Genomic DNA, 24019 nt, shown 5'->3' with positions numbered 1-24019 from the left:
GTTGCAGCACACATGTCAGCGGAATTGTGCCGTGATCTGTTGCCCGTTGCGGATGATCGTGATCCGCCAGCCGCGCGATCCGGCCTTGAGGACACTGTCGAGCTGGCTGGTTGTCTCGATGTTCACACCATTGACGGCGCGGATGATATCGCCCGGTCGCAGGCCGACGCTTGCGGCATAGGTCCGCGTCCCTTCCAGTGAGAACACCAGCACGCCCTTGGGTGCATCGAACGGATCGACACCCAGTTCGTCGGCAACGGCCGGCGAAAGGTTGACGACCTTGGCGCCAGAGAACGGGTTCTCGCCCTTCAACAGGCGTTCGTCGCGCGGTGGGTTGGCCGGCGGCGCCGACGCCTTGATGCGCAGGTCGGCCGGGCGATTGGCGCGCAGGATGGTCAACGGCACGGTCTGGCCGATCGGCACAAGGCTGATGCGGTAGCGCAGGCCCGACTCGTCATTGACCGGCTGGCCATCGACATTGAGGATGATGTCGCCGGTCTTGAGACCCGCCGCGTCGGCGGCGCTGCCGCGGTAGACGTCGGAGACCAGCACGCCTTCCGGCCGGGTCAGGCCCAGGCTGCGGGCGATCTCGCTGGTTACGGCATTCCCCTTGGCGCCCAGCCAGGCGCGCTGGACCTGGGTCTGGCCGCCGACGGCCGAGGCGACGACGCGCGACACCTGGGCGGACGGAATGGCGAAGCCCACACCGGCCGAGCCGCCGGAGCGCGACAGGATGAAGGAGTTGATGCCGATCAGCCGGCCGTTCATATCCACCAGGGCGCCGCCGGAATTGCCGGGGTTGATGGCGGCGTCGGTCTGGATATAGGCGCCCTCCCCCGACCCGACCTGGGTGCGATCCAGCGCCGAGATGATGCCGCTGGTCACCGTCTGGCCGACGCCGAACGGGTTGCCGATCGCCAGGACCAGGTCGCCGACCTGCTGGTCGCGGTCGTCGTCCATCTCCAGCGTCGCGAAGGTCTCGTTGGGCGCCTCCAGCTTGAGCACGGCCAGGTCGGTGCGCGGGTCGGCCAGCAGCAGCTTGGCGGGATATTCGCGGCGATCGCTGAGCACCACCATCAGCGAGGTCGCGCCTTCGACCACGTGGTTATTGGTGACGATAATGCCGTCCTTGCGAACGATGACGCCCGAGCCCAGCGACTTTTCGGTGCGGGCGCGCGGCACGGCGCCGAACATTTCCCAGAACGGGTCGACGCGCTGGCGCGATATGCTCTCGGCATAGACGTTGACGACGGCCGGCGCGACAGTCCGGACAACCGGGCCGAACGACGCCTTGACCTCCTGCTGCGAACTCGGCACGCGACGCGGCTGGACAGGCGCCGTTTCCTGGTTGAAGCCCGAGCCCGAATATTTCTGCGTATCCTGGGTTTGGCCCGGCCCGCACGCCGCCAGCATGGCAAGGGCCGACAAACCGGTTAAAAGGGATTTGGAGAGGGCGCTAAGCTTCATTTACGTGAATTCCAGGACGAAGGTTCCGGATCAAGATTTAGAGACTAATGCGGCGGTATCAAGGCTGGAGCACGGCGCTGATACGCCCATTTCGCTTTAAGCCGGCTTCTGGTCGAACTGGGCAAAGAACAACAGGATGCCAGCAGGGTCGATGACGTGGGTCGCGACCGCGCCGTAGGCCTCGCGGCGCGGTGCGTGCACGGTCACCTCGTCGAAACCGCCTTCTTCCTTTACGCGCTTTGCCGTCTCATACCAGGCCTTCGCGTCGTCGACGACCAGATGGACCATGGTGTTGTGCGCCCACTGCTCGACAAAGGCGTTCTGCAGGAACAGGTGTGACGCCCCCAGTTCCATCAGCGACAGGTCGGCGTCCTGGTAGACCGCGGTCCAGCCTAACCGCGTATAGAAGTCGATCGAACGGCGGAAATTCTTGGTGGCGAGGAATGGTCGCTGGTCAATGATGGTGGGCATTCAGCAGGTCTTTCGGTGTCAGTTTCAGGGACCTTAGCAAAGAAGATACGTGCCGCCGACATATAGGATGCGTTCATTGCTCGCTAACGGACATTGAAGCGCAAACGTCCGCTAAAGCACGGCGGTCCAGGCCCTGATGACCGACGCCACATCCTCTCGCCGCGCTTGTATCGCGTCCATATCGGCGAATTTCATCGTCGCCCGGTCCGGAGCCAGCCATTCCAGCAGGCCGGAAGGGTCAGCGACCTCCGCCATCGGCGCCGTCTTTACCTTCGCACCTCTATGCAGAATAACCTGGATACCGGTCCTGGCGCGAAGATGAAACGTCGCGAACCAATCCTTGTAGAAGAAGCTTGGCGCATTCCATTTGATTCCTTCGGTGATCCCAGGGGCGGCCTTGAGAATGATCTGCCGGACCGCTTCGATTTCGGCCTTGTTCGGCGCCACAAGCGCTGCCATGAAATCATCGACGACGTTCATGCCTCAGGGGCCTTCTTCGGCGCCGCCTTGACGCCGAAGGCCAGCAGAAGGCCCAGAAGCACGAAGGTCGCCGCCAGCAGGAAGGATGCGCCGCTGAACATCTTGGCCACGGTCGGGTGCGTCACGTACGAGAGCACGGCGCCAAAGGCCAGCGGCGCGAAGATGGTCGCCATGGACGACAAGCTCATATTGGCGCCCTGGAGTGTTCCCTGCTCCTGTGGCGCCACCCAGCCGCTCATCAGGGCCTGGATATTAGGCGTGGTCAGCCCCCACATGGCGCCAACGGGCATGAAGGCAACAAAAATCGTCCAGTCCGGCGCCAGCGCATAACCCGTGAACGATATGACGCCACAGAAGATGCCGAGATACATGGTGCGCACCTCACCGATCGCCTTGACGATAATGCCCGTCAGCCCGGCCTGGACGACGGCCGACAATACACCGACACCCGCCAGGCAATAGCCGACCTCGGCTGGCCCCCAGCCGAAGCGATAGCCGGCAAATAATACGAAGGTCGTTGGAAAGACGCTGTGGGCGAACATCATCAAGAGGTTCATCGCTGCCAGGCGCAGGGTTTGCCCCGAACGCGCCAGGAAGCGAATGGCGCCGATGGGGTTGGCGGCATGCGGCTCGAAGGGCTTGCGCCTGTCCTTCGGCAGCGATTCGGGCAGGACAAAGAAGCCGTAAAGGAAATTGAGCAGGCTTAAGGCGGCCGCCACGAAGAAGGGCAGATGCGGATTGATGCTGCCCAGCGGCCCACCCAGGCCAGGCCCGACGACGAAGCCGATGCCGAAGGCTGCGCCCATAAGGCCGAAGACCTTGGCGCGGCCTTCTTGCGGCGTCACGTCACTCATATAGGCGTAGGCCGTTGAAATGCTGGCGGCCGTAATGCCGCTGACGATCCGACCGGCCAGCAGCCACCACAGATTGGGCGCCAGGGCCATCAGCAGATAGTCGATGCCGGTGCCGAAGTTCGACGCCAGGACAACCGGCCGGCGGCCGATACTGTCGGACAGGGCGCCCTGTACCGGCGAGAAGATAAACTGGGCCAGTCCCCACGCCGCGCCGAAAATACCGATCCACACCGCAGCCTCGGACACCGAGCCGCCCAGAAAGCCCTTGATCAGTTGCGGCAGCACAGGAATGATGATGCCGATCGACAGCATATCCAGAAACACCGTCACCAGGATGAAGGCAGCGGCGGCTTTACGCGGAGGCGGTGGATTGGACATGCATCTTCCCTGTTTTTCCCTCCTTAACCCAAGCCGCGCCTATCGGCTACCCGAGTTATTTCAGCGCCGGCCTTAAGCTCTTGAGTGAGCCATTGCTGCGTTCCGGCCTGATGCGGAGGAGCTTCGCTTCCAGGCTATAGACATCCACATTGTCAAATCTTGGCAGTGTCACGCCGGAGCGCATATCCGGGCCGTTCGCAACGAAGACGGCCGCCATATCCGGCGCATCCGGATCGTAGCCGTGGTTGCCCAGGTCGCTGCCGATATCCTTGAGCCCGGCGACCTGCCAACCCGGATCGGCTAGGCACAGGATCTCCGGCACGCGAGGATGACTTCCGAACTTCAGGCGCCTTGGGATGTCCGCCTTATGCCAGCATTTCATATGGTCCTGACGCGTCCTGATCAGCCTGTCTTCAACCAGTGCCGCGGCATCCGGCGCCCGGTTCAGCATCGCGAACGCGCCCCAGTAAACCAACTGATATCTTGGATCCTGTTCCACCCCAGGCGCCAGTGCGGCTTTTCCCAGCAGATCCGAGAGGTAGTAGGTCCGATCGGGTGACACGGCCGCCATGCCATGGTCCGATACGACGACGATGTTGGCTTTGATTCCGCGGGCCGTTAGCCCCTGGGTCAGGGCGCCGATCGCCGCATCGGCGCTGACGACGGCGTCCAGGGTCTGCCTTGCCTCGGGTCCGAAATCGTGACCAGCCTCGTCGACCTCGTCGAAATACAGGAGATAAAGGTCCGGCCGTTCAGCCGCCGGCAAGTCGGCGAGTTCCAGCAGGCGATCGACACGGCCCCTGCTGCTCACGCCCTTTTCCCACGGCCTTGCATAGGTTGGCCGCAGGCCCTTGATCTCGGCTTTGGCCCCCGGCCAGAAAACGAGGCTCGCCTTCAGGCCGGCTGTCTGCGCGCTTACCCAGATGGGGGCACCATCCTTCCACCAGAAGCCGTCCGCATCCTTGGATTTGGTGAACCAGGCCGCACCGGGGTCGGTCCCGGTATTGGGATGCGTCGGATCGAACATATTGTTCGCGATCATACCGTGATGGTCCGGGACCAGTCCCGTGATCAGGGTATAGTGATTGGGAAACGTCGCGCTTGGGAAGGACGGCCGCATCGTGCCCCGTGCGCCCGACGCCGCCAGCTGGCTGAGGTTCGGTGTCAGTCCGCGATCGAGATAGTCGGCGCGAAAGCCGTCAATGGATACCAGCACCAGCGGCACGCGCGCGGATGATCGGTCGCTCCCTGGCAGGCCCGCACATGCCTGCAGCAGAGCCGACAGCGCGAACAGAACAAGGATACAGGCTTTGCGCGGCAGCATGGCGCCTCCGGAGTACGAACGCCGCCATTGTCGAGCCCTGACACGGTTGGTCAAGCCGCAGACTGTGAATTTATTACGACGGAAACCAAAAAAGAAGCCGCCGGATTAGACCGGCGGCTTCCATGCTTATGAGAGGCTTAATCTAAGCGCCCGGATCAGTCGCTGGCCCGAATGCGATCGAGAACCGGCTCAGAAAAGACAGACATTTCTTCCAGAACCGCGGCTTCAAGCGTCATGTCTTCACTCAATGCGAAATCGCCCGATACACCGTGCATCGTTTCGGCGGGGTCGGCCACACGGCTTTCATAGTCGTTAGTCAACATATTGCCCTCCTGATTTTGAGATAGACCTGATGGAAAAGTTTGGCGGGCACCTGCTGCTCGAAACAAGCCCCCGTAGTGCAAGGCTAGCCCGCTTTTACGCATAAGCGAAATAACAGCTCATGACATATCATCACAGGCTCGTTAACTGAGATAACCAGAGTCTTAACGCGCCAAGGCCATAGCCCTGACCACGCCGAAACACAAAAAAAGCCCCCGGAAACCGGGGGCTCTCTTGTTTGGATCGAATGATCCTTATTCCTCGTCGGCAGCGGCCGTGAAGACCGGGCCCGAATCCTTGCCCTTGGCGGTTTCATCGCGTTCGACGAACTCGATGACGGCCATCGGGGCGTTGTCGCCGTGACGGTAGCCAGCCTTCAGGATGCGGATATAGCCGCCGTTACGGTCAGCGTAGCGCTTGGCCAGGACGTCGAACAGCTTGGCGACCTGGGGCACGTCACGGACGCGCGAGATGGCGATACGGCGGTCGTGCAGCGTGCCCGACTTGGCCAGGGTCACCAGCTTTTCGACGAAGGGACGCAGTTCCTTGGCCTTCGGCAGGGTGGTGACGATCTGTTCGTGCTTGATCAGCGAAGCCGACATGTTGGCGAACATGGCGATACGGTGAGCGGTCGTACGACCGAGTTTGCGATAGCCGGAGCCGTGACGCATGAGTAAATCTCCATAAGACCGCGTAGCGCACAGGCTGATGCGCGGCCCCAAAAACGAGCCCGAAGACAAAGGTGAAAGGCCGACGGCCATCACCCGCTTTGAGCGTCCGCAAAGCAGGTTTGCGGAGATTACCGGGACAAGGTTTTGGTCTTTCCCGATAAGCCGGAACCGAAAAAAACAGTTCCTATAAATAGGAAACCCGGATGATCGCTCATCCGGGTCCATATTTCCGAAAGATCAGATTTGATCTTCGAACTTCTTCGCCAGGTCTTCGACATTCTCCGGCGGCCAGTTCGGGATGTCCATGCCGAGGCTCAGGTTCATGGAAGCCAGGACTTCCTTGATTTCGTTGAGCGACTTGCGGCCGAAGTTCGGCGTGCGCAGCATTTCCGATTCCGTCTTCTGGATCAGATCGCCGATATAGACGATGTTGTCGTTCTTCAGGCAGTTCGCCGAACGGACGCTGAGTTCCAGTTCGTCGACCTTCTTGAGCAGGGCCGGGTTGAACGGCAGCTCAGGCTTGCCTTCTTCAACGACCGGCGCCTTCGGCTCTTCGAAGGTGATGAAGATCTGAAGCTGGTCTTGCAGGATGCGGGCCGCGAAAGCGACCGCGTCAACCGGCGTGACAGCCGCATTGGTTTCGACTTCCAGCACCAGCTTGTCGTAGTCGAGCGACTGGCCCTGACGGGTAGGCTCGACCTTGTAGGCGACCTTCTTGACCGGCGAATAGAGGGCGTCCACGGCGATCAGGCCGATAGGCGCATCTTCCGGACGCAGACGGTCGGCCGGGACATAGCCCTTGCCGTTCTGGACTGTGAACTCCATGCGCACGGAAGCGCCTTCGTCCAGCGTACAGATGACGTGGTCAGGGTTCAGCACTTCGATGTCAGCGGGGGCATCGATCTGGCCGGCAGTCACGGGACCTGCGCCATTGGCGCGCAGAACCATGCGCTTGGGGCCTTCGGCGTGCATGCGCAGCGCCAGTTGCTTGATGTTAAGGATAATATCGACGACGTCTTCACGGACGCCTTCGATGGAGGAGAATTCGTGCACCACGCCGTCGATCTGGACGGAGGTGACGGCCGCGCCTTGCAGCGAGGAGAGAAGCACGCGACGCAGCGCGTTGCCGAGCGTCACACCGAAGCCGCGTTCCAGCGGTTCGGCGACCAGGCGCATTTTGCGGGAGGGGTCGGAACCCGCTTCGACTTGTGGCTTCTCAGGACGAATAAGCTGTTGCCAGTTTCTTTCGATCATTTACGTCCCTCAAGACAGGAAAGGCCGCCCCGGCAAATGAGCCAGGGCGACTGATAAAACAGGAAGTACGTATTAAACGCGACGGCGCTTCGGCGGACGGCAGCCGTTGTGCGGGATCGGCGTCACGTCACGAATGGTCGTGATGGTGAAACCAACCGCCTGAAGGGCGCGCAGAGCCGATTCACGGCCCGAACCCGGACCTGCGACGCTGACTTCCAGCGTCTTGACACCGTGTTCGATTGCCTTGCGGCCGGCGTCTTCAGCGGCGACCTGAGCGGCGTACGGGGTCGACTTCCGCGAGCCCTTGAAGCCCATCATGCCGGCCGACGACCACGACACGGCATTGCCCTGTGCGTCGGTGATGGTGATCATGGTGTTGTTGAACGACGCGTTGACGTGTGCCACGCCCGACGTGATGTTCTTGCGTTCGCGCTTTTTAACGCGTGAAGGTTCTTTGGCCATCGGCTAATCCTTACTTCTTCTTGCCGGCGATCGGCTTCGCCGGGCCCTTGCGCGTACGAGCATTGGTGTGCGTGCGCTGACCGCGGACCGGCAGGCCCTTACGGTGACGCAGGCCGCGGTAGCAAGCCAGGTCCATCAGACGCTTGATGTTCATCGAGACTTCGCGGCGCAGGTCGCCCTCGACCGTATAGTCACGATCGATGGTTTCGCGGATCTGCAGCACTTCGGCGTCCGTCAGCTGGTTAACGCGGCGGCTGTCTTCGATACCGACCTTCTGGACGATTTCGCCGGCGTTCTTGGCGCCGATGCCGTGAATATATTGAAGCGCGATGATAACGCGCTTGTTGGTCGGTATGTTGACGCCTGCGATACGGGCCACGAGGTGATCTCCTGCAACGCGCCCCCATGCTTACGGAGCGCATTTCTTAATACGAAAGATGACACGTATGCGTCCCCTGCCCTGCCGGTCCCGGCGAGGAAGAGGCCCATACGCGTGTTTTCGCGGAAGCTGCCCCTTATAGAAGGGTTTTCGCTCCCGTCAATGGTTCAGCGCGGAAAAATGCAAGAGAAATGTAAAGCTCTCACATATTCTTTACTGTTATTTCCGCTCAAGCACCGCGCGACTTATCGCACCTGCTCAAGCAGTCCGTCGGCCTTGCCAGAGACCTGAAATGAAGGTCCCAGGAAAAGCCTACAAAGCTTAGCTCAGCGCGCCCTCGATGCGGGCGGCGATGTCGTCCACCGGTCCCATGCCATCGACCTCATGGAGTTTCCCCTGAGCGGCATAGTAGGGCAGAAGCGGCGCGGTCTGGGCGTTATAAGCCCCCAGGCGCACCTTATAGGATTCGGGGTTGTCGTCAGGGCGGCCCTGATCGGCAAAGCGCTTGGCGATACGATCGACCAGCGCGTCATCATCTACCTTCAGACGGACGACACGGTCGATCATGGCGCCGCGCGCCCCCAGCATCGTGTCGAGTGCCTCGGCCTGCGCCACGGTGCGCGGAAAGCCGTCGAAGATGGCGCCACCAGCAGCTTCAGCCCGCGGCAGGTTCTCTTCGATCAGGGCGATGACGATGCCGTCGGACACCAGTCCACCGCTCTGCATGATGCCTTCGACACGCTGGCCCAGCTCGGTCTTGGCGGCAATGGCGGCGCGCAGCATGTCTCCGGTGGAGAGCTGCACCATGCCACGGCGCTCGACGAGCAGCTTGGCCTGGGTTCCCTTGCCGGCGGCCGGCGGTCCGAACAGAATGATATTCATCGGCCGGCTCCGCGCGGCAAGCTGGCCTTGGCCGCGCCCCTGGCTTTCGACTTCTTGATCAGGCCTTCGTACTGGTGCGCCAGCAGATGCGACTGAATCTGCGCCACCGTGTCCATAGTCACCGTCACAACGATAAGGATCGAGGTCCCGCCGAAATAGAAGCTGTTGCCCAGGTTGGCGATGAGCGCTTCCGGCAGAAGGCAGACAATGGTGATATACCCGGCGCCGACGACGGTGATGCGGGTCAACACGAAGTCGAGATACTCCGCCGTCCGCTTGCCCGGGCGGATGCCTGGCAGGAAGCCGCCGTACTTGCGCAGGTTCTCAGCCGTTTCATCCGGATTGAAGACCAGCGAGGTGTACAGGAAGCAGAAGAAGATGATCATGGTGGCGTACAGCCCCATGAACAAAGGCTGGCCGTGGGTCAGTTGCCCTGACAAGGACGGCAGCCAGCTCAGCCAGGACGGAATCTTGTCCGGGTTCTGGCCGACAAAAGCCATGACCGACGTCGGCATCAGCAGCAGCGACGAGGCGAAGATTGGCGGAATAACGCCCGCGGTATTGACCTTCAGTGGCATGAAGGAGCTTTCGCCGCCCATCATACGGTTGCCGACCTGGCGCTTGGGGTACTGCACCAACAGACGGCGCTGGGAGCGTTCCATGAAGACGATGAAGACGATCGTCGCCACCAGCACCAGCAGCAGGACCAGCAGCACGAACGGCTGGATCTGGCCTTGCTGAGCCTGCCCCAGAAGCAGGGTCAGGGTCTTGGGCAGGACTGCGACAATACCGGCGAAGATGATCATGGACGAGCCATTGCCGATGCCGCGCGAGGTGATCTGCTCACCCAGCCACATCAGAAACAGTGTGCCGGCCGTCAGAGTCGTCATCGCCGTAACGATGAAGAAGATCGGGTTCTGCTTGTCGATCGTCATGCCGCTCTGGAACATGGCCGAAGCGATGCCGAACGACTGGATCAGGGCCAGCACGACCGTGAGATAGCGGGTATATTGGTTGAGCTGCTTGCGGCCGGCCTCGCCGCCCTCCTTGCGGAGCTTTTCCCAGGGCGGATAAACCGAGCCCATGAGCTGCACGATGATCGACGCCGAAATGTACGGCATCAGGTTCAGCGCGAAGACGGCCATGCGTTCAACGGCACCGCCGGCGAACATGTTCATCATGCCGAAAATGCCGTTGGCCTGGCCCGAAAACGCTTGGGCGAACGCCGCAGTATCGATGCCCGGCAGAGGGATATAGGTCCCCAGGCGGTAAACGATCAGCGCGCCCAGCGTGAACAGCAGGCGCTTGTGCAGGTCGGTCGCCTTGGCAAAGGCGCCGAAATTCATATTTGCGGCTAATTGTTCAGCAGCTGATGCCATAAAAATCCTCGAATTCAGCGAGACTTACAAAGCCTCACATCCTATCCCCACATGGGAAGACGGCATCAGTCGGCGGCGAATCTGTGAAACGCCCCCTGCCCGGCCCTCAGCCCATATGGGGTATGGTCATCAAAACGTCAATCAGGCTTCGGCGGTCTTGACGGGACGCTTTTGCGTCAGCTTGCCACCGGCGGCTTCGATGGCCTTGGCAGCCGATGCGGACGCCGACCAGACAGTGATGTCGAGCTTGGCCTTCAGTTCGCCTTCGCCCAGAACACGGACGCCGTCCAGTTCGCGGCGGATGACACCGGCGGCAACCAGGGCCGCGCCGTCAACCGGCTTGGAGGCATCGAGCTTGCCAGCGTCGATGGCGTCCTGCAGACGCCACAGATTGACTTCAGCCAGCTTGAGGGCGAACGGGTTGTTGAAGCCACGCTTAGGCATACGCATGTACAGCGGCATCTGGCCGCCTTCGAAGCCCAGCAGCGAGACGCCGCTACGCGACTTCTGGCCCTTCACACCGCGACCGGCGGTCTTGCCCTTGCCCGAGCCGGGGCCACGGCCCACGCGCATACGGCCCTTGGTGGCGCCTTCGTTGTCACGGATTTCGTTCAGCTTGGTCATGTTGCCTATCCTCTAAAGAGCGCAGGGCATCGCCCTACTCGGCTTGAAAACAAATTATGTCGCGGTCACCCTGCGGCGATACGCAAACGAAGCGCGCCTGTTACAGCACGCCTCTCAAAGAATCAAGGGCGCGGATGATATCCGCGCCCTCGACAATCTTATTCAACCTTAGTCGACGACCTGCACCAGGTGGGCGACCTTGGCAATCATGCCACGGACAGACGGGGTGTCTTCCAGTTCGGAGACGCGGCCCATCTTGTTCAGGCCCAGGCCGGCCAGCGTCGCGCGCTGGTCCTTGGTGCGGCGGATCGGCGAACCGGTCTGCTTTACTTTGACGGTAGCCATTAGTTAGCCCTCCAGAGCTTCGGGCGACGAAGCGCCGTCATTACGGCTCTTCAGCAGGTCAGCGACCTTCTTGCCGCGCTTGGACGCGATCTGACGGGGCGAAGACTGCACCTTCAGCGCTTCAAACGTGGCGCGAACCATGTTGTACGGGTTGGAAGAACCGAGCGACTTGGCGACGACGTCCGAAACACCCAGGGTTTCGAGAACGGCGCGCATCGGACCGCCGGCAATGACGCCCGTGCCCGGAGGGGCAGCGCGCATCTGGATCTTGCCCGCGCCCCAACGGCCGTAACCGTCATGGTGCAGCGTGCGCGATTCACGAAGCGGAACGCGGATCAGCGACTTCTTGGCTTCTTCCGTCGCCTTGCGGATGGCTTCCGGCACTTCGCGTGCCTTACCATGACCGTAGCCGACGCGGCCCTTCTGGTCACCAACGACCATCAGCGCAGCGAACGAGAAACGACGACCGCCCTTGACGGTAGCCGCAACGCGGTTGATGGCGACGAGCTTTTCAACGAATTCCGAGGGTTCCTCGGTACGATCGCGGCGCTCACCGCGGTTTTCACTTGGACGTGCCATGAGGATTACCTTTAGAAGTTAAGACCGGCTTCACGCGCGGCTTCCGCCAGCGCCTTGATACGGCCATGATAGATATAGCCGCCGCGATCGAAGACGACGTCCTTGACGCCCTTTTCGATTGCGCGCTGCGCAACCAGCTTGCCGACTTCCGAAGCGGCGGCCTGGTCCGAACCCTGCTTCTTGTCGCCTTCCAGCGACGAAGCGGCAACCACGGTAACGCCGGTGGCGTCGTCGATGATCTGGGCATAGATGTTCTTGTCCGAACGGAAGACCGACAAACGCGGACGACCATTGGCGAGGCTCTTGAGGCGCGTACGATTGCGTTGCGCGCGGCGAGCCATTTGCTGACGAGGAGACAGGGCCATGACTTACTTCTTCTTGCCTTCCTTGCGGCGAACCTTTTCGCCGGCGTACTTAACACCCTTGCCCTTGTAAGGCTCAGGCGGACGGATCTTGCGGACCTTGGCGGCCATTTCGCCGACGGCCTGCTTGTCGATACCGATGATCTTGATTTCGGTCTGCTTCGGCACTTCGAACTTGATGCCTGCGGGCGGATCGATGACGACCGGGTGCGAGAAGCCGAGCGACAGCTCAAGCTTCGTGCCTTGCATGGCGGCGCGGTAACCGACGCCGACCATTTCAAGCCCGACTTCGTAACCGTCCGTGACGCCCTTGACCATGTTGGCGATCAGGGTACGCGACAGGCCCCACATCGCCTTGTGGCGCTGCGTTTCGCCGCGAGGCGTAATGTGGATGACATTACCCTCTTGCTTGACTTCGATCTCTTCGACGACCTTCCAGTCGAGCTGGCCCTTGGGGCCCTTTACGGTCACGTCCTGACCCGACAGCGTGATATTCACACCGTTCGGGACAGAAATGGCCTTTTTACCGATCCGAGACATTTTAAAACCTTTTGTGCCTTAAGTGTCCTCAGACCACGTCTATTAATAGACGCGGCAGAGAACTTCGCCACCGACGTTAGCTTCGCGGGCGGCAGTGTCAGACATGACGCCCTTGGGCGTCGACAGGATCGAGATCCCAAGGCCGTTCTTGATCGGCTTCAGGTCCTTGATCGACGAATAGACGCGGCGGCCTGGCTTGGACACGCGGGCAATTTCCGCGATGACCGGCTGGTCGTCGAAATACTTCAGTTCGATTTCGAACTGCGGGAACTCACCCGGAACTTCCAGAACTTCGTAGCCGCGGATGTAGCCTTCGTCCTTGAGGACGTCGAGCACGCGGCCGCGCAGCTTCGAAGCGGGGGTCAGCACCTTGGAACGCTTGCGCATGGCGGCGTTCTTGATGCGGGCGATCATATCGCTGAGAGGATCATTGACGAACATGTGTGTAGTCCCCTTCCCTTACCAGCTGGCCTTGGTCAGACCAGGAATCTGGCCTTCGTTACCAAGCTTGCGCAGGGCGATACGGCTGATCTTCATCTTGCGATAGAAGGCGCGCGGACGGCCCGTCAGTTCGCAACGATTGCGGATGCGTGTCGGGTTCGAGTTACGCGGCAGCTTGGCCAGCTTCAGGCGCGCATCGAAGCGCTCCTCAAGCGGCAGGCTTTCGTCATTTGCGGTCGCCTTGAGGGCCTCGCGCTTGGCAGCGTATTGCGCGACCAGCTTCTTGACCATCTCGTTGCGATTGACAGCGGATTTCTTTGCCATTTGTGTCTCTCTCCCGCCTTACGAAATGAACGGGAACTGGAAGTGCTTCAGAAGCGCCTTGGCTTCCTTGTCACTCGTGGCCGTGGTGCAGACAACGATGTCCATGCCCCACATCTGATCGATCTGATCGTAGTTGATTTCCGGGAAAACGATGTGTTCCTTCAGGCCCATGGCGTAGTTGCCACGGCCGTCGAAAGAATTGCCGTTCAGGCCGCGGAAGTCCTTCACGCGCGGCAGCGCGATCGTGATCAGGCGGTCGAGGAATTCGTACATACGTTCCTTACGGAGCGTCACCTTGGCGCCGACCACCATGCCTTCGCGCAGCTTGAAGCCGGCGATGGATTGACGGGCACGCGTAGGCGCAGGCTTCTGGCCGGTGATGGCCGCCAGGTCCTTGATGGCCGAATTGACCTTCTTGGAGTCGGCAGTCGCTTCACCGATACCCATGTTCACGACGATCTTGTCGAGCTTGGGGATCTGCATTTCGTTCGTGTAGCCGAACTCTTCCTTCAGGGCGGCCCGGATCGTTTCCAGGTAAACCGACTTGAGGCGCGGGGTGTAAGTATCAGCCATTGATGACATCTCCGGTCGTCTTGGCAACGCGGACCTTCTTGTCGCCTTCGATCTTGAAGCCGACACGGGTCGGCTTGCCGTTCGAATCGACGTGGGCGACGTTGGAAACGTGCAGCGACGCTTCCTTGTTGACGATGCCGCCGTTCGGGTTGCTTTGCGACGGGCGGGTATGGCGCTGGACCATGTTGATGCCCTGGACAACAACACGGCTGTCTTCGGGGAGGACCTTCAGGACGGTGCCGCTGCGGCCCTTGTCCTTGCCGGTCAGGACAACAACGTTGTCGCCCTTCTTAATCTTGGCAGACATTAGATGACCTCCGGAGCCAGCGAGATGATCTTCATGTGGTTCTTGGCGCGAAGTTCGCGCGGGACCGGCCCAAAGATACGCGTGCCAATGGGCTCGCTCGACTTGTTTACGATAACGGCGGCGTTGGTGTCGAAACGGATCACCGAACCGTCCTTGCGCTGGATGTCCTTGGACGTGCGAACGACGATGGCGCGCAGGACGTCACCCTTCTTCACGCGGCCGCGCGGAATAGCTTCCTTGACCGAAACGACGATCAGGTCGCCCACCGAGGCGTAGCGGCGCTTCGAGCCGCCCAACACCTTGATGCACATGACCCGGCGAGCGCCAGAGTTGTCGGCGACATCCAGGTTAGTTTGCATCTGAATCATGACTTAAACTCCTGGTTTCACGCTTCGCGCGGGAGGACTTCCCACGTTTTCAGCTTCGACTTGGGCGCGCATTCGATGATACGAATGATTTCGCCGGCCTTATAGGTATTGTTCTCATCGTGAGCGTGATAGCGCTTCGACTGACGCACCGTCTTCTTAAGAACGGGGTGCAGGATCGTGCGTTCCACCTTCACAACCACGGTCTTGTCGCCCTTATCGGAAACAACCAGACCTTCAAGAATGCGTTTGGGCATGGTCTATCCTCTTTAGGCAGACTTCGCCGCGGCCTTTTGAGCCGTCAGCAGGGTCTGAATGCGCGCGACATCCTTGCGGATTTCGTTGACGCGGTGGGTCTTCTCGAACTGGCCCGTTGCCTTCTGAAAGCGCAGGTTGAACTGCTCTTTCTTCAGGCTCAGGAGTTCTTCGTGCAGCTGGTCGGTTGTCTTGCTGCGCAGATCAGCGATCTTGGTCATATCAATTACTCCGCAGCGGCGGCAACGCCGGCATCGAGACGAGTCACGACGCGGGTGGAAACCGGCAGCTTCGCAGCGCCCAGACGCAGCGCTTCACGCGCGATGTCGTCCGGCACGCCGTCGATTTCAAACAGGATACGGCCTGGCGCCACGCGGGCGGCCCAGTAATCCACAGCCCCCTTGCCCTTACCCATCCGGACTTCGGCCGGCTTGCCCGTGACGGGCAGATCCGGGAAGATACGGATCCAGACGCGGCCTTGGCGCTTCATCTGGCGGGTGATGGCGCGGCGGGCAGCTTCGATCTGACGGGCGGTCAGACGATCCGGCTCAACGGTCTTCAGGCCATAGGAGCCGAAGTTGAGCGTATAGCCACCCTTGGCATTGCCGTGGATGCGGCCTTTGAAGGCCTTGCGGTACTTTGTGCGCTTAGGAAGCATCATGGCTTAGGCCTCCTTGTTACGATCGCGGCGCGGGCCGCGGTTGTTACGATCGCCACGATCGCCACGTTCAGAGCGTTCGCTCGACGACGGGCCGGCCGCTTCCGCAGTCCAGCGCTTGTCCTGCGCCATCGGATCATGTTCAAGGACTTCACCCTTGAAGATCCACACCTTGACACCAATGATGCCATAGGTGGTCAGAGCTTCGGAGAAGCCGGTGTCGATGTCGGCGCGCAGGGTGTGCAAAGGCACGCGGCCTTCACGGTACCATTCCATACGGGCGATTTCCGCGCCGCCGAGACGGCCCGACAGGTTCATGCGGATGCCCTTGGCGCCCAGACGCATGGCGGACTGGATCGAACGCTTCATGGCGCGGCGGAAGGCCACGCGGCGCTCCAGCTGCTGAGTGATCGATTCGGCAACCAGTTGCGCGTCGACTTCCGGCTTGCGGATTTCGACGAGGTTCAGGAACACTTCGCCTTCGGTCAGCTTCGACACGTCCTTGCGGAGCTTGTCGATGTCAGCGCCCTTCTTACCGATCACGACGCCCGGACGGGCGGCGTAGATGGTGACGCGGCACTTCTTGTGCGGACGCTCGATGATGATGCGGCTGACGCCGGCAGCATTCAGCTTTTCCTTCAGTTCCTTACGGATCTTCAGGTCCTGGTGCAGCAGCTTGGCGTACTCCGTACGGGCCGCGAACCAACGCGAGTCCCAGGTACGGTTGATGCCGAGGCGCAGACCGATCGGATTTGCTTTCTGACCCATTATGCGGCCTCCTGACCGAGTTCACGAACGACAATCGTCAGTTCGGAGAACGGCTTCATGATACGCGACGAACGGCCGCGAGCCCGCGAAGCGAAACGCTTCATGACGATGCCCTTGCCAACGAAGGCCTCGGCGACAACCAGGTTGTCGATGTCGAGGTTGTGGTTGTTTTCGGCATTCGAGATCGCCGAATAGAGCGCCTTGCGGACGTCCTTGGCGATACGCTTGCGCGAAAATTCCAGTTCGTTCAGGGCGCGTTGAACCTTGAGACCGCGGATAGAAGCGGCGACCAGGTTGAGCTTCTGCGGCGAGATGCGCACCGAAACCAGCTTGGCGCGGGCTTCGTTGGCTTCAACGCGGCGAGGATTCTTGGTCTGCGACATGATTACTTCCTCTTCGCCTTCTTATCGGCGGCGTGACCGGGGAAGTTGCGCGTCGGCGAGAACTCGCCGAGCTTCATGCCGACCATATCCTCGCTAACGAGAACCGGGACATGCTTCTGACCGTTGTAAACACCGAAGGTCAGGCCGACGAATTGCGGCATGATGACCGAACGGCGCGACCAGGTCTTAACGACTTCCTTGCGACCCGAGCTGAGCGCGGTGTCCGCCTTCTTCAGAAGGTGGCCATCCACGAAGGGGCCTTTCCATATGGAGCGAGCCATGGTTTAGCGAGCCTTCTTGACGTGACGCGAACGGATAATGAACTTGTCCGTTGCCTTGTTGGTACGAGTTTTGCGACCCTTGGTCGGCACACCCCACGGGGTAACCGGGTTACGGCCGCCCGAGGTCTTGCCTTCACCACCACCGTGCGGGTGGTCGACGGGGTTCATGGCGACGCCGCGGACGTGCGGGCGGAAGCCCATGTGACGCGTGCGACCAGCCTTACCCAGGCTTTGGTTCATGTGGTCAGGGTTCGACACGGCACCGACAGTGGCCATGCAGGTGTCGAGCACCATGCGCAGTTCACCGGAACCGAGACGGATCTGAGCGTAGCCGGCATCTCGGCCGACCAGCTGGGCGTAGGCGCCAGCCGAGCGAGCCAGCTGGCCACCCTTGAGCGGCTTCAGTTCCACATTGTGGATGATCGTGCCGATCGGCAGCGCGCGCAGCGGGGCGGCGTTGCCTGGCTTCACGTCAACCTTGTCGGACGCGATGATCGTATCACCGGCCTTAAGGCGTTGCGGCGCCAGGATATAGGCCTTCTCACCGTCTTCGTAGACGATCAGCGCGATGAATGCCGAACGGTTCGGGTCATACTCCAGGCGCTCAACCGTACCCGGCACGTCGAACTTGCGACGCTTGAAGTCGATGATGCGGTAGAGCTTCTTCGCGCCGCCGCCACGGAAGCGGACAGCGATGCGGCCACCGGCGCCACGGCCACCGGACTTGGTCAGACCTTCGACCAGCGACTTTTCGGGCTTGCCCTTGTGCAGCTCGGAACGGTCCACCAGAACGAGCTGGCGGCGGCCGGGCGAGGTCGGATTAAATTGCTTCAAAGCCATTGTTCAATCTTTCCTTACAGGCCGGTCGTGATGTCGATCACCTGGCCTTCAGCCAGGGTGACAATCGCTTTCTTGACGTCGCTGCGGCGGCCTTTGATGCCCTTGAACCGCTTGGTCTTGCCCTTGGTGACAATGGTGTTCACCTTGGTGACCTTGACGTTGTAGATAGCTTCGACGGCCGAAGCGACTTCGTCCTTGGACGCGTCGAGGGCGATCTTGAAGACGACCTTGTTCTGTTCAGCCAGAATCGAGGCCTTTTCAGTGATGTGCGGCGACAGCAGCACGTCGAAATTGCGGATGGTAGCAGCCATAACTCTTAGGCCTCCACTGCGAAGCGAGCTTCGATAGCTTCAACCGCCGCCTTCGTCAGAACCAGCTTTTCACGGCGCAGGATGTCATAGACATTCAGGCCCGCGGTCGGCAGGACGTCGATATTGGGGATGTTGCGCGAAGCCATGGCGAAGTTGGCGTCGACTTCCGGACCGGTGATGAACAGCGCGTTCTTCAGGCCCAGCTTCTCAAAGGAAGCCTTGAGCGACGAAGTCTTAGGGCTGTCAATGGCGGCCGCGTCGAGGACGATCAGCGAACCGTCACGGACCTTGGACGACAGGGCGTGACGCAGGCCGAGGGCACGAACCTTCTTTTGCAAGTCGAAGCCGTGATCACGGACGACCGGACCGAAGGCGCGCGAACCACCGACGAACTGCGGCGCACGGCGCGAACCGTGACGAGCGCCGCCGGAGCCCTTCTGCTTGTACATCTTCTTACCCGTACGAGAATTCTCGTTGCGGGTCTGCACCTTGTGCGTACCGGCGCGGCGCTTGGCCAACTGCCAGTTGACGACGCGCGCCAGGATGTCGGCGCGAATATCTGCAATCCCGAAAACGAGATCGGAGAGATCGACCGAGCCAGCCTTGGAGGCGTCGAGCTTGATGACGTCGAGTTTCATGATTATTCAGCACCCTCTTGAGCAGGGGCTTCCTCAGCAGCGGGAGCCGCAGCAGCAGCCGACTTAATCGCGCCGGGGAATTTCAGGCCGGCAGGCGCCGCCTTCTTTACCGCGTCGCGGATCTTGACGTAGGAGCCTTCAGCGCCTGGAACCGCGCCACGGATGAACACCAGGCCGCGCTCCGCATCGATGCGGGCGACCTGCAGGTTCAGGGTGGTGACGGTTTCGACGCCGAGGTGACCAGCCATCTTCTTGCCCGGGAAGGTACGCCCCGGATCCTGGCGCTGACCGGTCGAACCATGCGAACGGTGCGAGACCGAGACGCCGTGGGTCGCACGCAGACCACCGAAGTTCCAGCGCTTCATGGCGCCGGCAAAACCCTTACCGATGGTAATGCCCTGGACATCAACGCGCTGACCTTCGACGAAGTGATCGGCGGTGAACTCAGCACCGACCTCGATCAAGGCGTCTTCCGTAACGCGGAATTCCGAGAGGATGGCCTTAGGCTCAACCTGAGCCTTGGCGAAACGAACGCGCTCGGCGTTCGAGGTGTTCTTGGCCTTCTTGGTGCCGGCACCGAGCTGCAGGGCGACATAGCCGTCCTTGCTCTGGGTCTTTTGCGCAACGACCTGACAGCCGTCGAGCGAAAGAACTGTGACCGGAACGTGCTGGCCAGCTTCGTCGAAGAAGCGGGTCATGCCGAGTTTTTTGGCGATCAAACCTGTACGCATCTGAGCCGCCCCTTAAATCTTGATCTCGACGTCGACACCAGCCGACAGGTCGAGCTTCATCAGCGCGTCCACGGTCTGCGGGGTCGGATCGACGATATCAAGCACGCGCTTGTGCGTGCGGATTTCAAACTGCTCGCGCGACTTCTTGTCGACGTGCGGCGAACGGTTCACGGTAAAACGCTCGATAAGCGTAGGCAGGGGAATCGGGCCCCGTACGGTGGCACCAGTGCGCTTGGCCGTGTTTACGATTTCGCGCGTGGAATGATCCAGGACGCGGTGATCGAAGGCCTTGAGCCTGATGCGGATATTCTGACGATCCATATCGCTCGTTTTCCTCAAAGGGGCGTTTAACGCGTCCAGTGAACCATTTCAAAGACCAGCCCGTAACCGAGGTTCCCGAAGGAGGCCCACCAGTCCGGACGCGTAATCCGCAAAAACAAAGCCCAACAGCGGGAAACCCCGCCGCGGGCCATTGATCAAACCATCCATTGTCTCTTTATATAGAGGTTGCCGGACGGCCTGGTTATTATGCTTGCAGACCGCGTCTAACGCTTCAGCGCCACAGCCGATCTAACAGAGTGCGCGTACATACTTGCGAGGGGCACGTACGTCAAGAGGCGATTTCACGAAAGCGGGGATAAAATAAGCTTTTGCGAAAAACGCCAACGCCCTCCCCGCTTAAACGCCACATTGAAAAATTGCAATCGCACTGACCATGTGAGCGTTCATTTATATGAACCGGAGACGCGCCATGAAACATCTGTTGCCGCTTTGCCTGTCCGCTGGCCTCCTGGCAGCATGCGCCAGTGACGGCGTCTACAGTGCGGCGCCGCAAGCCGAGGCCAGTTTTCAGCTGGCCGGCAAGGAATGGGTGCTGGTGGAACTGAACGGCCAGACTGTGGCCGAATCGGAGCGGCCGACGACGCTCAATCTGACGACGGACAATAAGATAAATGGCCACGGCGGCTGCAACCGCTTCTCCGGCAGCTATGAGATCCTGCCGGAAAAGCGTATACGTTTCAGCGGCGTAGGTTCCACGCGCATGGCATGCGCTGAGGGCATGCAGACGGAAGCTGCCTATCTGGCGGTGTTCAACACGGCCGACAGCTATACGCTGACGGGCTCGACCCTGTCGCTCGACCAGGGGCGGACCACGGCCCTGGCGCGTTTCGTCGCCAGGTGAGCGCGCCTTAGGCGGCCTTGTCGGTAAAGCGCATAACGGCACGCTGTGTCAGGCTGAGCAGCGCCCTGCCCCACCCTGTCATGCCGAGTTCCGTGGCGCGGATCAGTTTCATCCGGCGGCGCAGGCTGAGGCGCGCCGTCTCGAACTCGGTCTCCGCCATCGGCAGTGCCTTGGCTGCGACATTGATAAGTGCACTTATTAGCATCGGATGCGGCGTATATTCGCCTTCCAGGCAAATCCCGCCATCGGTCGTTAACGGTGATTTGTAGTCCTCGCCACCGGTACCAAAATCGAATCGCTTGTAGCCCTGGTCAGCCATGTGACGAATGATGGCGACCGTCAGCACGATGCCCACCGAGTAGCGATAGTAATACGGGTCGTAGGCCGGGAACCACAGGTGAATGTCCTCGCCGTTGGCGAGGCAGATTTCGGCGGCGACGATGCGGCCGTCATTGCGGAAGACACCAGCGCGCAGTCCGAAGCGCTCATCGTCGTAGGCCGCCAGGTTGTCGAGCAGGGTTCGCGTCCAGCCACAGTCGAAGACGTCGTGCATGCCCGACTTGCGATACTGGTCGCGCTTGATGTCCAGCACCCAGTTCAGCAGGTGCGGCGTCACGCGCTCCCAGCTGAATTCAAAACCGCCGAAATCCTTTTCGATATTGCGCTGGCAGCGCGAAATGTTCTTGAAGAACTTGTGGTGCGCAGCGTCCTGCGTGCCCCACCAATGGTCGAAGCCCTGGCTGGCGTCCGCCACACGGCGCGTCAGCTTCACGCCCGGCGCGCGCTCCGTCATATTGCCGACCCAGCCCTGGAATTCGAGATGGCGCGCGTCTGCCGCGCGCAGCAGGGCTTCGAAATCGATGCTGACACCCAGCTTGCCGACAATACCGTGATAGTCGCTGAGCGGCGCGCCCAGCGGCTGGAGGGTGCCCGAACGAACCTGATAGGCGAAATAGCCGGCGACTTCGCCACCTTGCCAGATACGGGCGACGCCGGCGTGCGGCACGTCACGGCCGATCGCCTTGACGTAGCGCAGATCGAAATACGGACCGTGCAGGTCTGGCCGCTCGCTCAAGAAGGCCGTCCACAAGGTCTCGTCTTCAGGCGTCAGGTCCTGAGGACGGATGATCTCGATGCGGTTGGTCTGCGGCATGGTCGTCCATCTGGCAAGGTAGCGATTTGCCGGCGACGATAGCGCAACATGATTGAAATGCCGGAAACGAAGGTAGTTAATAAAGGCTAGTGTCCTGGTTCTGAAATTCGCTCGCATTTGATATCGACCTCGGGCGAATTTCAGAACCAAAAGGACACTAGCAACTCATAGATTCTAGTGTCGTTCTCGATTTCGAAGTTCGTTTCGGAGGGCGATATCAAAATCATACGAACTTCGAAATCACGACACTAGAGCATGATGCGTTTAGGTCGAACCGTCATCATGCTCTAGGTTTTTGTTTTGTCGCGATATTTAGCCAAAAACCGCTGCACACTCTTTGGCATATCGCTCTAGCTGGACGATGGCCCTATAAACGGTTGCGAGATGCTGTCGAAGATCGGCAAGGCCTCGCAGGCCTCGCTATGGGCGATCAGCGCCGGCCACCGCTGCCAGTCAATGGCGTCTCCGTGGGCTTCGCGGGCATGGCGGACGGCGCACCCCAGCGCAATGTCAGCATGGCCCATGTAAGACCCAAGCAGCCAGGGCGTCGTCGCCTCGGCGCGGATGGCGTTCAACCTGTCGAGTACGGCAGGGATCTGGATTTCCAGGCGGCTTAGCCAGATGTCGGAGGTCTGCTGATGCAGCACCTTTTCGTAGAACAGCGCCACGCATTTGTCGGAAAACCCCATGGCCAGGGCCATGTAGTAAAGTGCCTTCTGTCGTTCCGGGCCGGACTTGGCGATCAGATGGCCATCGCCCTTCTGCTCCTCGACCCAATCGAGGATGCAGGCACTCTCGATAACGACGCTGCCGTCGTCGAGCACCAGGGTCGGGACGCGCCTTAGGGGATTGAAAGGCGCAATCCTTTCGCCGTCGCCGAAGGTAGACCACGGCCGGTGCTCGAATACAAAGCCATACAGCGTCATGGCGATGGCAACGCGGCGAACAAAGGGAGAGTCGTATTGGCCGATCAAGATCATGAATGCCTCCTGTTAAGGCATGATAGAGACAGACCAGCGCCTGGCGCCAGACCAGCACCTCGCCAAAGTCCGCAAACGGACTGACAAATCGCGATAAAGCGAAAAGCTATTTTAAATTATAGCTGATCCGGACGCGGTCTATGACCTCGTTCACGCCATAGGACACCGTGGCGTCATTAGCGGCCAGCAGGCAAGACACCTGCATGGTCAGCCTGGGCTGTTCGGCCACTGGCGTCTGCGGCGCCTCGTGGGTAGAATAGGCTGGCGTGTGGCTGGCGCGGAAATACGCAAAGCCCTGTGACTGACACAGCTCTGCCGACTGATAGAGGGTCATGTCGCGGACGTATTCGGTCGAACTCCTGGCATCGCCGCTGTCGCCGATATAGACCACGTCATAAAGATTATCGCCGCGCTTGACCGCGCCCACTTCGACAGGTGCCGGCTCCGGTTCCGCGACGGCTACGGGGGCAGCCGGCTTATGAACGCACGCTGACGCCAGCAGGCCAATAGCGGCCAACCCGACAAACGCCCGCTCCAAAGCAACGACTCGACCCATGACACCCCGATCTCTGAACACGGACATAGGTAGCACTGACGTATAAAGTGTCAATGCGGATCGTTGTCAGGGGCGGGTTTCTTACCTCCGCCCTGCCTCCGCCATAAACAAAAAACCCTCCGGTTTGCACCGGAGGGGTTCTGTTGTTCTGGCTGTCCCCTCACCGCTTGAACTCTGATGAGCTCAGTCGCGATTCCGGGTCCAGGGGCCGTGCCCTTGGTTACTCGACGATCTTCGAGACGACGCCGGCGCCGACGGTGCGGCCACCTTCACGGATAGCGAAGCGCAGCTTCTCTTCCATGGCGATCGGGGTGATCAGTTCGACGTCCAGCTCGGCGTTGTCGCCCGGCATGATCATTTCCACGCCTTCCTTCAGCTTCACGATGCCCGTCACGTCCGTCGTACGGAAGTAGAACTGCGGACGGTAGTTCGTGAAGAACGGGGTGTGGCGGCCGCCTTCTTCCTTGGTCAGGATGTAGGCTTCAGCGATGAACTTGGTG

38 protein-coding genes are annotated in these 24019 nt (G+C 60.6%); 1 reads left to right on the top strand and 37 read right to left on the bottom strand.

What is annotated here, in order from left to right; all coding sequences use genetic code 11:
* Nucleotides 1-15 precede the first annotated feature (15 nt).
* From AC1DON_RS11810 to rpsJ, 33 genes are all read right to left on the bottom strand, one after another.
* Nucleotides 16-1467 (bottom strand): Do family serine endopeptidase, encoded by a 1452-nt coding sequence (locus AC1DON_RS11810; protein WP_476935003.1) that lies wholly within the window; start codon nt 1465-1467, stop codon nt 16-18.
* Between the two features lie 96 nt (nt 1468-1563).
* Nucleotides 1564-1938, bottom strand: a complete 375-nt coding sequence (locus tag AC1DON_RS11805) for a VOC family protein (protein ID WP_476935002.1) — start codon at nt 1936-1938, stop codon at nt 1564-1566.
* A 111-nt stretch (nt 1939-2049) separates the two neighbouring features.
* Nucleotides 2050-2418 carry a DUF1801 domain-containing protein gene (locus tag AC1DON_RS11800; RefSeq protein ID WP_476935001.1) on the bottom strand — a complete coding sequence of 123 codons (369 nt, stop codon included), beginning with the start codon at nt 2416-2418 and terminating at the stop codon, nt 2050-2052.
* Nucleotides 2415-3650, bottom strand: a complete 1236-nt coding sequence (locus AC1DON_RS11795; RefSeq protein WP_476935000.1) for a TCR/Tet family MFS transporter — start codon at nt 3648-3650, stop codon at nt 2415-2417. Before AC1DON_RS11795 ends, AC1DON_RS11800 begins: the two co-directional genes overlap by 4 nt.
* 55 nt (nt 3651-3705) lie before the next feature.
* Complete coding sequence (locus AC1DON_RS11790) at nt 3706-4974, bottom strand: alkaline phosphatase family protein (protein WP_476934999.1); 1269 nt, start codon at nt 4972-4974, stop codon at nt 3706-3708.
* Nucleotides 4975-5129: 155 nt separating this feature from the next.
* Entirely contained in the window at nt 5130-5297 is a 168-nt protein-coding gene (locus AC1DON_RS11785; RefSeq protein ID WP_476934998.1) for a hypothetical protein, read from the bottom strand.
* Between the two features lie 252 nt (nt 5298-5549).
* A complete protein-coding gene (gene rplQ / locus AC1DON_RS11780) occupies nt 5550-5966 on the bottom strand; it encodes a 50S ribosomal protein L17 (RefSeq protein ID WP_476934997.1) in 417 nt (138 codons plus the stop codon).
* 237 nt (nt 5967-6203) lie between these two features.
* Nucleotides 6204-7220: a DNA-directed RNA polymerase subunit alpha gene (locus AC1DON_RS11775; protein ID WP_476934996.1), complete on the bottom strand. Its 1017-nt coding sequence runs from the start codon at nt 7218-7220 to the stop codon at nt 6204-6206.
* 72 nt (nt 7221-7292) lie between these two features.
* Nucleotides 7293-7682 (bottom strand): 30S ribosomal protein S11, encoded by a 390-nt coding sequence (rpsK, locus tag AC1DON_RS11770; RefSeq protein ID WP_192619740.1) that lies wholly within the window; start codon nt 7680-7682, stop codon nt 7293-7295.
* Nucleotides 7683-7692: 10 nt separating this feature from the next.
* Complete coding sequence (gene rpsM / locus AC1DON_RS11765) at nt 7693-8061, bottom strand: 30S ribosomal protein S13 (protein ID WP_476934995.1); 369 nt, start codon at nt 8059-8061, stop codon at nt 7693-7695.
* 321 nt (nt 8062-8382) lie between these two features.
* A complete protein-coding gene (locus AC1DON_RS11760) occupies nt 8383-8943 on the bottom strand; it encodes an adenylate kinase (RefSeq protein WP_476934994.1) in 561 nt (186 codons plus the stop codon).
* On the bottom strand, nt 8940-10322 hold the full coding sequence (gene secY, locus AC1DON_RS11755; protein ID WP_476934993.1) for a preprotein translocase subunit SecY: 1383 nt from the start codon (nt 10320-10322) through the stop codon (nt 8940-8942). The genes AC1DON_RS11760 and secY overlap by 4 nt, the downstream gene beginning before the upstream one ends.
* 141 nt (nt 10323-10463) lie before the next feature.
* Nucleotides 10464-10946 carry a 50S ribosomal protein L15 gene (rplO, locus tag AC1DON_RS11750; protein ID WP_476934992.1) on the bottom strand — a complete coding sequence of 161 codons (483 nt, stop codon included), beginning with the start codon at nt 10944-10946 and terminating at the stop codon, nt 10464-10466.
* Nucleotides 10947-11114: 168 nt separating this feature from the next.
* Entirely contained in the window at nt 11115-11291 is a 177-nt protein-coding gene (gene rpmD / locus AC1DON_RS11745) for a 50S ribosomal protein L30 (RefSeq protein WP_476934991.1), read from the bottom strand.
* A gap of 3 nt (nt 11292-11294) precedes the next feature.
* The gene (gene rpsE, locus AC1DON_RS11740) at nt 11295-11870 is read right to left on the bottom strand and encodes a 30S ribosomal protein S5 (RefSeq protein WP_209726176.1); all 576 of its coding nucleotides are present in this window, start codon (nt 11868-11870) and stop codon (nt 11295-11297) included.
* Between the two features lie 11 nt (nt 11871-11881).
* Entirely contained in the window at nt 11882-12235 is a 354-nt protein-coding gene (rplR, locus tag AC1DON_RS11735) for a 50S ribosomal protein L18 (protein ID WP_476934990.1), read from the bottom strand.
* Between the two features lie 3 nt (nt 12236-12238).
* Nucleotides 12239-12772, bottom strand: a complete 534-nt coding sequence (gene rplF, locus AC1DON_RS11730) for a 50S ribosomal protein L6 (protein ID WP_476934989.1) — start codon at nt 12770-12772, stop codon at nt 12239-12241.
* A gap of 42 nt (nt 12773-12814) precedes the next feature.
* Entirely contained in the window at nt 12815-13213 is a 399-nt protein-coding gene (rpsH, locus tag AC1DON_RS11725; protein WP_192619731.1) for a 30S ribosomal protein S8, read from the bottom strand.
* 18 nt (nt 13214-13231) lie between these two features.
* Nucleotides 13232-13537, bottom strand: coding sequence for a 30S ribosomal protein S14 (gene rpsN, locus AC1DON_RS11720; RefSeq protein WP_476934988.1), 306 nt, complete (start codon nt 13535-13537; stop codon nt 13232-13234).
* 18 nt (nt 13538-13555) lie between these two features.
* Nucleotides 13556-14110 (bottom strand): 50S ribosomal protein L5, encoded by a 555-nt coding sequence (rplE, locus tag AC1DON_RS11715; protein WP_476934987.1) that lies wholly within the window; start codon nt 14108-14110, stop codon nt 13556-13558.
* Entirely contained in the window at nt 14103-14417 is a 315-nt protein-coding gene (gene rplX, locus AC1DON_RS11710) for a 50S ribosomal protein L24 (RefSeq protein ID WP_476934986.1), read from the bottom strand. The genes rplE and rplX overlap by 8 nt, the downstream gene beginning before the upstream one ends.
* On the bottom strand, nt 14417-14785 hold the full coding sequence (rplN, locus tag AC1DON_RS11705) for a 50S ribosomal protein L14 (protein WP_192619727.1): 369 nt from the start codon (nt 14783-14785) through the stop codon (nt 14417-14419). The genes rplX and rplN overlap by 1 nt, the downstream gene beginning before the upstream one ends.
* A gap of 17 nt (nt 14786-14802) precedes the next feature.
* Nucleotides 14803-15039, bottom strand: coding sequence for a 30S ribosomal protein S17 (gene rpsQ / locus AC1DON_RS11700; RefSeq protein ID WP_476934985.1), 237 nt, complete (start codon nt 15037-15039; stop codon nt 14803-14805).
* 12 nt (nt 15040-15051) lie between these two features.
* On the bottom strand, nt 15052-15258 hold the full coding sequence (rpmC, locus tag AC1DON_RS11695) for a 50S ribosomal protein L29 (protein WP_192619725.1): 207 nt from the start codon (nt 15256-15258) through the stop codon (nt 15052-15054).
* 5 nt (nt 15259-15263) lie between these two features.
* Nucleotides 15264-15698: a 50S ribosomal protein L16 gene (gene rplP / locus AC1DON_RS11690; protein ID WP_476934984.1), complete on the bottom strand. Its 435-nt coding sequence runs from the start codon at nt 15696-15698 to the stop codon at nt 15264-15266.
* A gap of 3 nt (nt 15699-15701) precedes the next feature.
* Entirely contained in the window at nt 15702-16463 is a 762-nt protein-coding gene (gene rpsC / locus AC1DON_RS11685) for a 30S ribosomal protein S3 (RefSeq protein ID WP_476934983.1), read from the bottom strand.
* Entirely contained in the window at nt 16463-16846 is a 384-nt protein-coding gene (gene rplV / locus AC1DON_RS11680; RefSeq protein WP_209726158.1) for a 50S ribosomal protein L22, read from the bottom strand. Before rplV ends, rpsC begins: the two co-directional genes overlap by 1 nt.
* A 2-nt stretch (nt 16847-16848) precedes the next feature.
* Nucleotides 16849-17127, bottom strand: a complete 279-nt coding sequence (gene rpsS / locus AC1DON_RS11675) for a 30S ribosomal protein S19 (protein ID WP_476934982.1) — start codon at nt 17125-17127, stop codon at nt 16849-16851.
* A gap of 3 nt (nt 17128-17130) precedes the next feature.
* Nucleotides 17131-17967, bottom strand: coding sequence for a 50S ribosomal protein L2 (gene rplB / locus AC1DON_RS11670; RefSeq protein WP_476934981.1), 837 nt, complete (start codon nt 17965-17967; stop codon nt 17131-17133).
* A 14-nt stretch (nt 17968-17981) separates the two neighbouring features.
* Entirely contained in the window at nt 17982-18278 is a 297-nt protein-coding gene (locus tag AC1DON_RS11665; protein ID WP_192619719.1) for a 50S ribosomal protein L23, read from the bottom strand.
* Nucleotides 18279-18283: 5 nt separating this feature from the next.
* Entirely contained in the window at nt 18284-18916 is a 633-nt protein-coding gene (gene rplD, locus AC1DON_RS11660) for a 50S ribosomal protein L4 (RefSeq protein ID WP_476934980.1), read from the bottom strand.
* A gap of 2 nt (nt 18917-18918) precedes the next feature.
* Complete coding sequence (gene rplC / locus AC1DON_RS11655) at nt 18919-19647, bottom strand: 50S ribosomal protein L3 (protein WP_476934979.1); 729 nt, start codon at nt 19645-19647, stop codon at nt 18919-18921.
* Nucleotides 19648-19659: 12 nt separating this feature from the next.
* Complete coding sequence (rpsJ, locus tag AC1DON_RS11650) at nt 19660-19968, bottom strand: 30S ribosomal protein S10 (RefSeq protein WP_006273890.1); 309 nt, start codon at nt 19966-19968, stop codon at nt 19660-19662.
* A 430-nt stretch (nt 19969-20398) separates the two neighbouring features.
* Between rpsJ and AC1DON_RS11645 the strand changes: the two genes are divergently transcribed.
* Nucleotides 20399-20830, top strand: coding sequence for an META domain-containing protein (locus AC1DON_RS11645; protein WP_476934978.1), 432 nt, complete (start codon nt 20399-20401; stop codon nt 20828-20830).
* Nucleotides 20831-20837: 7 nt separating this feature from the next.
* Here the strand turns inward: AC1DON_RS11645 and AC1DON_RS11640 are convergent, their stop codons facing one another.
* From AC1DON_RS11640 to AC1DON_RS11625, 4 genes are all read right to left on the bottom strand, one after another.
* Nucleotides 20838-21983, bottom strand: a complete 1146-nt coding sequence (locus AC1DON_RS11640) for a GNAT family N-acetyltransferase (protein ID WP_476934977.1) — start codon at nt 21981-21983, stop codon at nt 20838-20840.
* Nucleotides 21984-22333: 350 nt separating this feature from the next.
* Nucleotides 22334-22963, bottom strand: coding sequence for a glutathione S-transferase family protein (locus AC1DON_RS11635; protein WP_476934976.1), 630 nt, complete (start codon nt 22961-22963; stop codon nt 22334-22336).
* Nucleotides 22964-23069: 106 nt separating this feature from the next.
* Nucleotides 23070-23519, bottom strand: coding sequence for a hypothetical protein (locus tag AC1DON_RS11630; RefSeq protein ID WP_476934975.1), 450 nt, complete (start codon nt 23517-23519; stop codon nt 23070-23072).
* Between the two features lie 220 nt (nt 23520-23739).
* Nucleotides 23740-24019: EF-Tu C-terminal domain-related protein (locus AC1DON_RS11625; RefSeq protein WP_476934974.1), on the bottom strand; the 280-nt coding region annotated here is incomplete at its 5' end.

Source organism: Asticcacaulis sp. P4_H10, from assembly GCF_056400965.1.
This window is presented reverse-complemented; position numbering and strand designations above follow the sequence as displayed.